This is a genomic window from uncultured Methanobrevibacter sp. (assembly GCF_902769175.1).
GTDB lineage: Archaea > Methanobacteriota > Methanobacteria > Methanobacteriales > Methanobacteriaceae > Methanobrevibacter.
Window position 1 is genome coordinate 1 of the sequence record NZ_CACXNW010000047.1, and the last position, 13978, is coordinate 13978.

Below are 13978 nucleotides of genomic sequence, written 5' to 3' on the forward strand. Positions count from 1 at the left end.
AGTTGGGATGTTCCAAGTAGTTGGTACTAATGCACTGTAGAAAGCGGTTTTTCCGTCTTTTACTTGTGCCATGTGAATATCAGTTCCTCTAGGAGCTTCAACTACACCGATACCTAATTTGTTGGTTCCTCTTGGGTCGAAATCTGCGAGGGTATTAGCAGCAGTGTCTAATTCATCTAAGAGAGCAATTGCTCTGGAAAGGTAAGTTTTCATTTCACGAGCTCTTGCTAAGTGTTGAGCTACAACACCTTTTTCTTTGTAGCCTTGGAATTTGTCTAATCTTGCTCTAGGACCAGTTTCTACTGCTAAACCATCGTATAATGGTACAGTAGTACATGCTCTTTTACCGATTTCTGGGTCATCATACCATAATTCTGGTACAATTTCAGTAAATCTGTCAAGATCGAAGAATTCTCTTTTACCGTAAATAACATCACTTGCAAATACAGGAGCATTGATTGCACCTAATCCTTCAGGAATGTCCTTTTCAAGGATTAAGTTAGTCATTAATTCAACGTGATTGTCTACTACTGGGACTAATGCTTTCATTCTGGTGTATAATTTTTTACGTGCAAGTTCAGATAAGTTTCTTGCCATACCACCGATTCTGATATCAGATGGGTGGATACCTTCACCAGCTACCATATCTACAACATATTGTGCTGTTTTTCTAATAGTTCCAACACTGTCTACTGCAGTTTTGAAAAGATCTTCAGGTACAAAGTCAGGAGCAACTAAGAAATGGTGAATTGCGTGACTGTTTAAGTTAGAAGATGCAATTGTTAATTCTCTTAACAAAGCAGCTGCTTTTGGAATTTCAATGTCTAAAGAGTCATCCATTGCTTCAACAGATGCCATTGTATGAGGTACTGGACATACCCCACAGATTCTTTGACAAAGAACTGGTGCAGTCTCAGGTGCTTTACCTGTAACCATTTTCTCTAAGCCTCTGACAGGTGTGATACTGAAGTATCTACCTTTGGTAACGATCCCTTCATCGTCAATTTCCATGACTAATTCAAAATTTTAAAAGTTAGAAGCTAACAATAATATATATTATTTTATCATAATATAAATTGTTTGATAAGAGACAAAAAGAAACATTTAAATAGGTTAAATGTTTAGGTAAGCCTAAATATTTGAGATAATTTAAAAATTCATTAAGAATATTCAAAAAAGCATAAAAAGAAGCTATCAGACAGCAGATAAATTGAAAAAAAATCAAAATTGAAAATAAATATCATGATAAATTATGACAAATGAAAATGACAAATTTTTTTAAAAAATTGAAAAATCATAAAAAAATTTTTTCAAAAAATAATAATAAAAAAATGAAAAATAATAACAAATATAAAAAAAGTAATAAAAGTTTCTATATAAAATTATTACATATATGATTTCATCAAAATCAGAGACACATGTTAATACTAGAATTTCCAAAAATAATAATACGATATGAAAATGTAATAATAAAAATGAAAACATTTATAAAATCAAAGGTGCAAATGAATAAAATACAAATTAATTTTTGGAAAGATATATATAAATCTAAAATAGAAATAATAGTAAATATTATAGAAATTTTTTAAAATTCTGTTTAATATTTATTCATGTTTATGAGATTTTTTTATCTCAAATCTTCCAATTAAAGGAGGTGAAAAATTGGATAACTCAAATATTATAATATCTGTTATAATCGTATTATGTATTGCTGCAGGAGTAACTGCTTATGGAATCAGTGAAGGAAACAATGCAGTTTTCAACGATTTAACTGGATTTACTCCAGACAGTTCAGACTCTGGAGACACTGGCGTTGATCAAACAGGAACTGACACACCACAAACAACTGATACTGGAGCTCCAGCAGATACTGGTTCAAGTTCTAGTGGAAGTAGTAGCAGCGGAAGCAGCGGCGGCAGTAGTAGCAGCAGCGGAAGCAGCGGAAGCAGTGGTGGAACTAACACTAACGGAGGTAGTAACTCTGGTTCTGGCTCTAACGGCGGGTCTGGAAATGGAGGATCTGGAAGTGGTGGAAACACCCCATCATCCAATAAGATAAGTGCTGACCAAGCAAAATCTATTGCTAGCGGTTTCATTGGCGAAGCAGGCGCTTATGTAAGCAGTGTAAAAGATGATGGAAGTGAATACATCTGTTATATCTCTGATTCTAACGGAACTGTAGTTGATGCAATAGCAATCAGTTACAGCGGTGCTAACTTAGGAAGAGCATAACTCTTTATTAAATTTTAAAAAAAATGGAATATAATTTAATTATATTCCCCTTTAACTTTTTTTTGATTTTTAAAAAATAAAACTAATTTTTAAAACTTTTTTATTATTCTTTAATAATTAAAATAAATTTAATATTCATTTAAACTTTTTTTATTTTCATTTGTATTTTTAAAGCTTTTTTAGAATCGATAAATATTAATATAAATTTAAAATTTATTTAAACTATTTTTAATTTTATTTATATTATTAAAACTTTTTTAGAATTATAAATATTAAAAATAAAATTAATACAATTTTATACATTTTTAATTTTTTAAACTATCTTTTTAAACCATTTTTATTGGCATTTTTCTAAGAGTTCCAATCCTTTTTAAAACAAAATCAATGAATAAAATAAATAAATTTATAATATATCGATGCTAAATAAGAATATATATTGTCAATTTTAAAAAATTGATAATAATATTAAAAAAGTATTAAATATAATCATAAAATTTATAAAATATTACAAATCTTTTTTAAAATTGTAAAAAGAGGTGGAAATATGGACAACACAAGCATACTTATTTCTGTCGTTATCGTATTGTGTATTGCTGCTGGAGTAACAGCGTACGGATTAACCAATGACCGCAATAATGTATTTAATGACCTTGCAGGTTTTACCCCTGATGATCAAGGTAACACAGGAATAGGAAATAATTCTACTGGATTAAATGGAAGTGGTTCAAGTGGAGATGGAGCTGGAACTGGCGACAGTGGAAGCAGCTATTACAGTTCAAGTAGCAGTAGCAGCAGTAGTAGCAGTTCAAGTTCACAATCAGAAAGCCACAATATCATCCCAGAACAAGCTAGAAAAATAGCTGAAGGTGCTGGATGGGAAGGTTCCTGGTGTTACAGTGTGGAATATAATTCTGGCGGATATTACACTTGCCTTTTAAAGGATGCAAAGGGTAATACTGGTTATGTGCTTGTTGGATCAGGTACTGGTAGAATTTTAGAAGGTGCATGGAGTGGAGAAGTAAACCCTCCTAGCGATGACAAACCTGATGAAAATGACACTAAAAACCAAACTGAGGATAATTCAACCAGCAATAAAACCAACAACAAAACAAACTAAGATGAAAAAATTAAATTATTAATTTAATTTAATTTTTATTTTTTTTAAAATAAAATTTCAAAATATTTAAAAATAATTTTTTTAAAAGAGTTTTAAATTTTTAGAAAAAAGATTAAGGGCTTTTTACCAATAGTTTTATATATTATAAAAAACATACTATTAAATGTTGTATATAGGGCCCGTAGCCTAGCTGGACAGGGCGTCGGACTTCTAATCCGAAGGTCCCGGGTTCAAATCCCGGCGGGTCCGCTCTATTTACTATTTTTTATTTATATTTAAACATATTTTCAAAAATAAGACTATTTAAGATATCTTAAATAGATTTAAATGAAAATGAGATAGGCTTGTAGCCCAGTTTGGATAAGGCGTTAGACTCCTAATCTAAAGACCGCGGGTTCAAATCCCGCCAAGCCTGCTTTTTTATTCTATTTTTAAAAAAAAGATATAAAATTATAAAATGCTAACCCTATTTTTAAAAAAAAGATATTAAATTAAAAAATGCTAATTCTATTATAAAAAACATTTAAAAGTTTAAGATTTAATAAAAAGCATTGAATAAAAAGGTTTTTAAAACTAAAAAATAGTATGATAAAAAAATAAATAAATGTTAAAAATTTTAGAAATATTAGAAATAATCTAAAGTGACTATTTTCTCAGTTTTCTCTTCTTCTTTATCCATTTCTTCATTGAAGGATATTTCACCGTATTTACCACCACCACCTGGAACTACAATTAATGTCTTGTTTCTAAATCCATCTATAGCAATAGCTACTTTTTTATCTATTTTTGAAATATCCTCTAAGGGAGTATTGATCAAGACATCAATTTCTGGACCAAATGCATCAATCAGCTTTTGCCAAATGCCTTGGACTGTTTTAGTGGTGATTCCCTTATCATAAACCATGCTTATTAATTCAGCAAGAGGCATCAGATGAACATATGGTGGCCTATGGCTTGGATGTTTTGGCTCGGAATAATCAGCAATTTCACGAATTCTAAAATCCACACCCTTTTTGATTTTTCCACCACAGGAACATTTCATTTTATTTTCCTTTGCAATGTCTGGGTCTATGATCTTATAGCATTTAGTGCATGCAGTCATATGATACTTTCCCAAATTAGGAGGCAATCCATAATTGGATTTAACGGTTTTGTGCTTAAATGCCTTTTGAAGTGAAGAGAATGAGATGTCTTCCATTTCTATTTGATTGAATTCCCTGCCTAATCTATGAGGCCATGGAGAATGTGCATCAGAATTGCTTAAGAATGCAAAATCAGACAATTCCTTTATGGTATCAGCCATGTCAGTATCTGCAGATAATCCTAATTCAACAAAATCCGGCTTTTTTCCATAACAATCATAAACACTATCATAAGTCTTGAACATACCAGTCCAAGGAGTGAATGAATGGGCAGGACCTATCAAGCAATCATATTCCTTAACAAAATCAAAAAGCTCTGCTCCACTTAATGGGCTTCTTGGCCTTCCATCAACAAATTTATTTGAAGATACCAACTTTTCAGACATTTCACGAGCAGCATCCATATTGGGGATGATGATCAAATGATGAATCTTGTGCTGTGCCTCAACTTCTGTAGTTAGAATGAAGTCACATTCCCCTTTTGAGTAAATTCCATCTCCCTTATATTCAGTGCTTTCCTCTACAATGTCAAGCCACTTTGGATGAAAAGCATCACCGGTACCTACTAGCTTCAATCCCTTTTCAAGGGATTTTGGAGCTATATTATTTATCACCATATCCTTTGAAGTTGCTGCTGAAAAGCAACTGTGAGTGTGTAAATCTGCATTAACTAACATATATTAATCATTTCAATTTTTTAATATAAATAATTTTAAAGATTTTTAATATTAAATAATCTATAAATAATTTTAAAGTCAAATATTCAATCAATTAAAAAATTAATAGTTAACTAAAAAAAATTAATTAAAAATCTAAACTAATTAAAAATTCATAATATAGAATAATTAATTATTTATTAAAAAAATTGATAATAAAGTATAAATTAAAAACTAAAGTGTGATTGCATGAATAAAAAACGTTGCCCTTGGGCTGAAGATGTGGAAGAAATCTATGTAAAGTACCATGATGAAGAATGGGGAGTTCCAACTTACGATGAGAGGGAACTCTTTGAAATGCTTGTTCTCGAATCATTTCAGGCAGGGCTTGCATGGATTACAATATTAAAGAAAAGAGAAAACTTTAAAGAGGCATTCGACAATTTTGATGTGGAAAAGGTTGCCAATTATGATGATGCAAAGATAGAAGAGTTAGTAAACAATGCAGGAATCATCAGACATAAGGGAAAGATAAATGCTGCAATAAACAATGGAAAAATATTTATTGAAATACAAAAGGAATACGGTTCATTCTGCAATTACATTTGGCACTTTACAGACAACAAGACACTTGTAGACAGTGAAGAGAACTACCTAACCAATTCACCACTATCAGATAAGATAGCTAAGGACTTAAAGAAAAGAGGAATGAAATTCGTTGGAACTACAATAATCTACTCTTATTTGGAATCAATTGGAATAATAAAGAATCATATTCATGAATGCTTTAGATACGAGGAATTAAAATGAAAGCAAGAGATTTATTGGAAGAAATAAAGGAAAACATCAAGGACTATGACATTGAAATCTTTGAGAAAAAAGCAAAGGATGAAAACACAGACCAAGCATCCAAACAACGTGCTCTCTTCCATATTCAAAACTATAATGAAATTATGGAATTGAATATTGAAGAAGAAGATGAGAGCAATATGGAAATCGATGATGGACTGATAAATGACATCAAAGATGAATTGGCAAGATTCTTTGAAGGATGTTCACCTGAAAGTGAAGAGATATTTAAAAGATTCATAACATATAATTGCATTTACTTAAGTCTAATAGCTAAAAGGCCATTGCACCCTATTGGAATAGATATGCATAATGGAAAAACCGTATTTGCTGAAGAAAAAGATGGTGAAACAATATACTACTGCGACATTAAAGAAGAACAGGCAAAAATTGCTAAGGATTATTACACTTGCCAGTACTGTGTTTGCAAACCAAGTGAATTAAAATAAGAAACTATAAAAAATAATGAAAAAAATATAATATTTACAAAAAAAGCGAGTTAAAATAATAAAATAATAAAAAAAGAAAAAAGATAAATCTTCTCAACAAGTGAAAATAAAATAATAAAAAAAGAAAAAAGGTCAAACCTCCCAACAAGTGAAAAGATTTTTGATCAAACTTTTGCGAGCCGAAGGCGAGTAAAAGTTTGGAGTGAAGTTTGAAAGGAAGTTTAGAGTTACAACTGAATTACATCATGTTGGACTTCATCATTATCCTTTCCTTCATATAGGATTTCAGCTAATTTCATTAATTTTTCCTGACCTTTAACCTCATCCTTGAATAAAGGAACTTCAGCAACGACTTGGTCCTTGAACTTTTGATCTATCAAGGCTAAACGTTTTTGCTGCAATGTGTATCTTGAATGACAGAAGTCACAATCTGAAATGTCTGGCATTACCTGATTTACGATTATGCTGTCAGTGGTAATGTCATACTTGTTTAAAGCTTCAATAGCTCTTTCTGATTCATAAATGGACATTTCCTCCGGAATTACTACCATCTTAAAGGTAGTTCTTTCAGGGTCAGACAATACAGCCTTAGCTTCATCAATCTGTTTTTTAGTCTCTTCCAATTCCTGTCTTGTCTGTAAATCTTCATCTGCATCCATAAACGGAATGATATTTTTTAATGCATTTGTAGCATTTCCCAATGCAGCTTTTGCCTTCATCAATTTACCTACCCATGAGTCCATGATTTCTGGGAATGAAAGCAATCTTAATGTGTGTCCAGTTGGAGCAGTGTCAAATACTACAACATCATATTCATTGGAAGTCATTACAGATAGGAAAACTTCAAATGCAGCTGCTTCATCAGCACCAGGAGATGCTGAAGCCAAGTCCATCTGTTCTCCTAAGAAATCAAGACCTAATAGCTGGTCGGAAGTTGCCATGGATTTTTTGCTTTCAATAGCTCTTTGCTTTTCTTCCATTGCCTTATCTGGGTCAATTTCAACTGCAAATAGGTTTTCATTGATTTGAACTGGATAATGACCAATATTCACTTCAAGTGAATCTGATAATGAATGAGCAGGATCTGTTGATACGATTAAGGTTTTCTTACCTTGATTTGCCAACCACAATGCAGTAGCTGAAGAAATTGAAGTTTTTCCAACTCCTCCCTTACCACCAACAAATATAAAAGTGGTTTGGCCTTGCTTAAATTTGAATATGTCTTTAAATGCCATAATAAACCTCCTAAGGATTTATAATAATTTTTTTACTTAGAATAATTGATTTATCATAAAAATCATTTTATCAATAAACATTATTTTACTTAGAATAAATGATCATCATAAAAATCATTTTATCAATAAACGTTTTTTTACTTAGAATAATTGATTTATCATAAAAAATTATTTTATCAATAAACATTATCTAAAAAGTTTTAGTAACAATAAGTTATTTTATTCTTATGACATATAAAGTTTATCTTTTTTTATGAAAAAGCATTGTCCAAAATTTCAATGAAGATTATTTTTTAAGAAAAACTACCTATATCTATCATTATAATTCTAATCTATTTTTAAAAAAAAAATTAATAAATGTCTTAAAAAATACTTTGAGCAATGAAAATTTTATATTAAATAAAAATAATAAATATAAATTAATATGATTTATTAATTTCTACAAACTATTAAATTATAATCATAATTATCTAATTATCAAAAAACAAATGGTGATTCAGTGACTAATAACGAAATCGAAAAGAAATGGCAAAAGATCTGGAGAGACAATAAGCTATTTCAATCTGACCCTAATGAAAAAGAAAAATTATTCATAACAGTGGCTTATCCATATCCAAGTGGAGCTATGCATATTGGACACGGTAGAACCTATACTGTACCTGATGTATATGCAAGATTTAAAAGAATGGAAGGCTATAACGTATTATTCCCTATGGCATGGCACGTAACCGGTGCACCTGTTATAGGTATTGCAGACAGAATCAAACGAAAAGACCCATGGACCCTTGACTTATACGAAAGAGTTCATAAGGTACCTCATGACACCCTTCCAAAATTGGAAGACCCAGAATATATTGTAAAATACTTCAGTAACGAATATCACACAGTAATGGATGATATGGGTTATTCCATCGATTGGAGAAGGGAATTCAGAACTATCGATCCAACTTACAAGAAATTCATTACATGGCAAGCAAATAAGCTTAAATCCTTAGGCTTAATCAAGCATGGTGAACACCCTGTAAAGTACTGTCCTCACGATGAAAACCCTGTAGGAGACCACGACCTTTTAGAAGGTGAAGGTGTAGGAGTCAACGAATTGACCTTGATTAAATTTGAAATCGAAGAAGGACTCTTTATCGTACCTGCAACCTTTAGGCCAGAAACCATTTTTGCAGCAACAAACGTATGGCTAAACCCAGAAGTTCACTACATTGAAGTTGAAGTGAAATCCGGCGCATGCGAAGGTGAAAAATGGATTATAAGTAATGAAGCTTTCCTAAACCTTTCCAATCAGCATGACTTGGAAATCATTGGAGATGTTGACCCTAAACCATTAATCGGAAAATATGTTAAGAATCCTCTTAATGGAGAGCCATTGCCTATATTCCCTGCAAGTTTTGTAGACCCAGAATATGGTTCAGGAACAGTATTCTCTGTACCTGCTCACGCACCTGCAGACTATATCGCACTTAGAGACTTAAAGGAAAATGCAGACTTGATTGCAGAGTTCGATATAGCAGATGAAGTAGCTAAGGCAGAACCTATCAATGTTGTAACCGTAAAGGGATACGGAGAATTCCCAGCTGTGGAAGTTGTTGAAAGAATGGGAATTGAAAACCAAAATGACCCTAAAGTACAGGATGCAACTGATGAGTTATACAAAGCGGAACACAACAAAGGTTACATCAGCGCCCACATTAAAAAGTATGCAGGAAAAAGGGTTGCATATATCAGAGATGAAATCAAGGCAGACATGATTGAAGCAGGAAGTGCAGACATCATGTATGACTTTGCAGAAAGACCTGTAATCTGCAGATGCGGTAACAAATGTGTAGTTAAGGTGATGGATGACCAATGGTTCATCAGATATGGTGATGAGGAATGGACTGAAAAAACCCAAAAGCTCCTTGCTCAAGAGACCATCATTCCTGGAGAAATCCGTTCCAACTTTGAATACTACCTTAACTGGCTTGATGATTGGGCTTGCTCCAGAAGAGTAGGTCTTGGAACCAGAGTGCCATGGGATGACCAATGGCTTATCGAACCTTTATCCGACTCTACAATGTACATGTCCTACTATTCAATAGCTAAATATCTTAGGGACATGGACCCTGAAGACTTGAATGAAGCATTCTTTGAAAAGGTATTCTTAGGTGTAGACAGTGATGAGATAACTGTTGCTCCTGAAATTGTTGATGACATTCAAGCTGAATTCAATTACTGGTATCCTCTTGACTGGAGATTATCTGCTAAGGACTTGGTTGGTAACCACTTAAGCTTCCTAATGTTTACTCACGCAGCAATTTATCCAGAGGAAAAATGGCCTAAAGGAACTGTTGTATTTGGTATGGGACTTCTTGAAGGAAACAAGATGTCTTCCTCAAAAGGTAATGTTATCCTCCTTGCAGATGCAATTGAAGAGTACAGCGCAGATGTTGTAAGGCTCTTTTTAATGGCATCAGCTGAACCATGGCAAGATTTCGATTGGAGAGAAAAAGAGGTTAGAGGAACCCAAAGAAGACTTGAATGGTTTAGAGAATTTGCACAAAAGGTCAAAGAAATCAAAGGAGAAAAATTAGACTTGACCAATATTGAAGAAGTGGCTCTTGAACGCAGCATTGACAAATGGATGATCAATCAAATGAATGTCCACATCAAAGAAGCTACTGTTGCACTTGAAGTTTTCCAAACCAGACAAGCATTGCAGCATGCATTATTCTTGCTTAAAAAAGACTTAGACCACTATATGTACAGAGTCAAAGACCTTCTTGACAAGAAAGACCCTGCTGTAATCTATGTATTGTCAACCCTTTTAAGCAACTGGATTAGATTGCTTGCTCCATTTACTCCACACACATCTGAAGAGCTTTGGAGCAAATATGGTGGAGAAGGTTACGTTTCATTTGCAGAATGGCCTAAATACAACGAAGACCTAATCAGCGAAGAGATTGAAAGATCAGAGTCTCTCGTCCAAAACATTGTAAAGGACATCAATGAAATCAAAAACATTGTTGACACAGACCCTGAAAAAATCCACATTTACTTGTCTCCAGACTGGAAATGGGACTTATACAAAATAGCTGATGAAGTTGGAAAACCTGATATCGGCCAAATCATGGGAAGAGCAATCGGTCAAAACATCTATGATAACAAAAAGGAAATAGCAGCTGTTGCTAAGAAGATATCTAGAGAAATGACCAAAACAAGATACATCGGTAAAATCGATGAAGCAACCATCTTAAATGATGCAAAGGACTTCATTGAAGCAGAAGTCGGATCTGAAGTAATTATCCATACCGATGACAGCTACGACCCACAAAACAAGGCAAGAAATGCAATGCCTTATAAACCAGCTATCTTCATGGAATAGGTGGAAAAATAAAATAAATTTAATAGCTATTTCAACTAGCTATTCTTCTTTTCTTTTTTATATCTTAATATCTAATTTTCTAAAAAAATGCTATTTTTAACAAAAGATCAATCATAAAAAATTAGAAAAAAACTAATTTTAACAAAAAAGATCAAACATAATAAATTAGAAAAAACCAAATGAAAATACTAATTTTAACAGAAAAAATCAGACCATAAAAAAATAGAAAAAACTATGAAAAAAAATAGAAATTTAAAGGCTCTAAATATGATTTAAAGCCCTTTAAAATAAATTATTTTAATAAAACATTATCAATAGATTTTTTACAAATAGCTAAAGACTCTTCAAGCTCTTCTTTTGTAATGACCAATGGAGGATTGAAGTACATTACATTACCTAATGGTCTAAGCATTAAACCATCTTTCAAGGCTTCCTTATAGATTTTATACCCTATTCTTTCACTTGAATCAAAGCCTTTTTTAGACTCCTTGTCTTCAACCAATTCAATGGCATTGATCAAACCCATCTGCCTGATTTCACCAACATTCAGATGGCTGTCAAAGATTTCATGGAAGCGATTGTTTAGCCAAATTGCCTTTTCATTTGCATCTTCAAGAACATTATCCCGTTCCATAATCTTCAATGTTGCATTTGCAACACTTGCAGCAAGAGGATTTCCTGCATAGGTGTGACTGTGCATAAAAGCAATATTGTCAGCATAATCACCATAAAATCCTTCATAAATCTCATCTGTGCTAACACAAACTGCCATTGCCATATATCCGTTTGTAAGTCCTTTGGAAATGCACATTATATCTGGGCTTATTCCTGCATGATCCACAGCAAACATTTTCCCTGTTCTTCCAAAACCAGTAGCTATCTCATCTGCAATCAAGAGCACATCATACTTGTCACAAAGTGCCCTAAGCTTTTTAAGATACAATGGAGGATATATCTTCATTCCTGCGCTTCCTTGAATCAAAGGCTCTATTATCATGGCACAGGTCTCATGGCCATACTCTTCAAACTTCTTCTCTGCATCTTCAAAGCATTCACATTCACAGCTATCTCTGTGCTTATTGTATGGACACCTATAACAGTCAGGAGCTTGAACCTTTATTGTATCAACCATAATCCGTTCAAAGACCTTTGAATACTCATCAAGAGCACCTACAGACAATGCACCTAATGTTTCTCCATGATAAGCATCAGTAAAGCACATGAAACGTTTCTTATGCTCTTTTCCATTTTGGGCACAATATTGGAAAGCCATCTTCAATGCACATTCAACAGATGCTGAACCGTTATCAACAAAACTGAACTTATTCAGTCCTTCCGGCATTACCTTAATCAAACGCTCAGATAATTCTATAATTATCTTATGTGAAAAATTAGCAAAAAGAACATGATCCAATTTATCCACCTGCTCTTTTAGAGCCTCACTTACCTCATCATTGCAATGACCAAGCAAATTGCACCACCAGGAGCTAATGATGTCTATATACTCATTTCCATCTACATCATATAGCTTAACTCCCTTTCCATGGTCTATGATTATTGGCGGAAAGTCTTCATAATCCTTCATCTGAGAAGCAGGATGCCAAATATGGGCCAAATCCTTTTCAACACATTTATTACTTTCATTCATGTTAAAACCTTATAATCTGATAATAAAACTTTTATTTTTTATCTTTTTACCACAATATAAGATTAAACTTTATAATAAATAAATTTTTAATGAAAAATTATTTGGAATTGCATAATTTAGTAATATAATCAGAACTTAATCCAGTAGCGAGTGAAGCTTCATCTAATGAAAAGCCCTTTTCCAACATATTACAAGCAGTCTTCTCAACACCTTTCTTCTCACCTTTCTTCTCACCTTCTACCCTACCTTCTACTCTACCTTCTTTAATGCCTATTTCCCTACCTTCTTTCCATGCTAATTCTTCTAAAACTTGTTTTTCATACATATCCAATTTATATAAATCCAATTCATCAAACATTTTACAAAACCTCATAAATTGTTTAAATTCATCTTTATCTAAAACTGTCTGAGCTAGCAACCTTTGATTATTTACAACAGCAATAAAAAGGCCTATATCTTCAATATTAAGTTTTGATGCTAAATCTGCAGTTTTCAATATTAATTTCTTCTTTTCTTCAACATCATCTGTCATAAATGGAATTGAAAACAATATGGCTAAAGCATATTCATCCGGTTTTTCGTTATTTCTTACTATTTTTTCAATAATATTTAAATATAACGATAAATTCATACTGGTTAACGATTTGACATGTGGAGTAAACCCATATTCTATTTTTAATGAATTTCCCTTTCCAGAATCTTTATTGAAATATTCTCCAAATCCAAACAATTCATCAGAATCCTCTTTAGCATCCAAACTAATGACGATTACTATTGTTTCCAAACCTGTTTCCTTAAATACCGAGATTTCATTGATCTTTTCGGCATTATGAAATTGTTTGATTTTTATTGGAAACCCCATTAACTTCATAAAGCCTTCGCCAGCAATAGACATCAGATTTTTAAAGTATTTGTCATAAGGCTTATGAACCCTAAAATCATTATTTTCAATTTTATAACTTGATGATGAGGAATTTGATTGTTGCAAAAAATCCTTATCAAATGTCATAATATCGTGTAAAAATAATTGTTTAATATTAATATATGAAAACTAGTATTTAAATTAGTCAGTTAAAAATAAAATCAATTTTACAAACTAATTTTAATATTTCAAGCCCATTTAATAATCTAAAATAATTATAAAATTATAAAAAAAGTGAAAAATTTAATGAAATGATAATTTGAGGGTGTGTCACGATTATGACCATCAGTCACTTTTTTTCTTAACTTATTTTCCTTTAAATTTATATACAATGAAGTACAATCTATTATTATAG

Annotated in this window: 10 protein-coding genes and 2 tRNA genes; 7 read left to right on the top strand and 5 right to left on the bottom strand. The window is 32.3% G+C overall.

Annotated elements, in window-relative coordinates; all coding sequences use genetic code 11:
- A partial coding sequence (gene frhA, locus QZV12_RS12885) for a coenzyme F420 hydrogenase subunit alpha (RefSeq protein WP_295622483.1) occupies positions 1–1011 on the bottom strand: 1011 nt, incomplete at its 3' end.
- Positions 1012–1662: 651 nt separating this feature from the next.
- Here frhA and QZV12_RS12890 point away from each other — a divergent pair.
- The 4 genes from QZV12_RS12890 (at position 1663) to QZV12_RS12905 (ending at position 3764) form a co-directional block, all read left to right on the top strand.
- A complete protein-coding gene (locus QZV12_RS12890; protein WP_295622485.1) occupies positions 1663–2232 on the top strand; it encodes an endoglucanase in 570 nt (189 codons plus the stop codon).
- A gap of 544 nt (positions 2233–2776) precedes the next feature.
- Positions 2777–3349 (top strand): hypothetical protein, encoded by a 573-nt coding sequence (locus QZV12_RS12895; RefSeq protein ID WP_295622487.1) that lies wholly within the window; start codon positions 2777–2779, stop codon positions 3347–3349.
- Positions 3350–3524: 175 nt separating this feature from the next.
- A tRNA-Arg gene (locus tag QZV12_RS12900) sits at positions 3525–3598 on the top strand.
- Between the two features lie 91 nt (positions 3599–3689).
- Positions 3690–3764 (top strand) — tRNA-Arg (locus QZV12_RS12905).
- 210 nt (positions 3765–3974) lie between these two features.
- Here the strand turns inward: QZV12_RS12905 and QZV12_RS12910 are convergent.
- Positions 3975–5168, bottom strand: coding sequence for a TIGR00375 family protein (locus QZV12_RS12910; protein ID WP_295622489.1), 1194 nt, complete (start codon positions 5166–5168; stop codon positions 3975–3977).
- A gap of 228 nt (positions 5169–5396) precedes the next feature.
- Here QZV12_RS12910 and QZV12_RS12915 point away from each other — a divergent pair, with 228 nt between their 5' ends.
- Positions 5397–5957, top strand: a complete 561-nt coding sequence (locus QZV12_RS12915) for a DNA-3-methyladenine glycosylase I (RefSeq protein ID WP_295622491.1) — start codon at positions 5397–5399, stop codon at positions 5955–5957.
- Positions 5954–6445, top strand: a complete 492-nt coding sequence (locus QZV12_RS12920; protein WP_295622492.1) for a DUF2115 family protein — start codon at positions 5954–5956, stop codon at positions 6443–6445. The genes QZV12_RS12915 and QZV12_RS12920 overlap by 4 nt, the downstream gene beginning before the upstream one ends.
- 227 nt (positions 6446–6672) lie before the next feature.
- Here QZV12_RS12920 and QZV12_RS12925 read toward each other — a convergent pair whose 3' ends face one another.
- Complete coding sequence (locus QZV12_RS12925; RefSeq protein ID WP_295622494.1) at positions 6673–7680, bottom strand: TRC40/GET3/ArsA family transport-energizing ATPase; 1008 nt, start codon at positions 7678–7680, stop codon at positions 6673–6675.
- Between the two features lie 499 nt (positions 7681–8179).
- Here QZV12_RS12925 and leuS point away from each other — a divergent pair, with 499 nt between their 5' ends.
- Positions 8180–11053, top strand: a complete 2874-nt coding sequence (gene leuS / locus QZV12_RS12930) for a leucine--tRNA ligase (RefSeq protein WP_295622496.1) — start codon at positions 8180–8182, stop codon at positions 11051–11053.
- Positions 11054–11345: 292 nt separating this feature from the next.
- Here leuS and bioA read toward each other — a convergent pair whose 3' ends face one another.
- Entirely contained in the window at positions 11346–12701 is a 1356-nt protein-coding gene (bioA, locus tag QZV12_RS12935) for an adenosylmethionine--8-amino-7-oxononanoate transaminase (RefSeq protein ID WP_295622498.1), read from the bottom strand.
- Positions 12702–12798: 97 nt separating this feature from the next.
- Positions 12799–13710 (bottom strand): hypothetical protein, encoded by a 912-nt coding sequence (locus QZV12_RS12940; protein ID WP_295622500.1) that lies wholly within the window; start codon positions 13708–13710, stop codon positions 12799–12801.
- Positions 13711–13978: the final 268 nt, after the last annotated feature.

Coding starts and splice junctions, on each gene's coding strand:
- QZV12_RS12925 (WP_295622494.1), bottom strand. CDS start 7,680: ATGGCATTTAAAGACATATTCAAATTTAAGCAAGGCCAAACCACTTTT.
- QZV12_RS12915 (WP_295622491.1), top strand. CDS start 5,397: ATGAATAAAAAACGTTGCCCTTGGGCTGAAGATGTGGAAGAAATCTAT.
- QZV12_RS12920 (WP_295622492.1), top strand. CDS start 5,954: ATGAAAGCAAGAGATTTATTGGAAGAAATAAAGGAAAACATCAAGGAC.
- bioA (WP_295622498.1), bottom strand. CDS start 12,701: ATGAATGAAAGTAATAAATGTGTTGAAAAGGATTTGGCCCATATTTGG.
- QZV12_RS12910 (WP_295622489.1), bottom strand. CDS start 5,168: ATGTTAGTTAATGCAGATTTACACACTCACAGTTGCTTTTCAGCAGCA.
- QZV12_RS12895 (WP_295622487.1), top strand. CDS start 2,777: ATGGACAACACAAGCATACTTATTTCTGTCGTTATCGTATTGTGTATT.
- QZV12_RS12940 (WP_295622500.1), bottom strand. CDS start 13,710: ATGACATTTGATAAGGATTTTTTGCAACAATCAAATTCCTCATCATCA.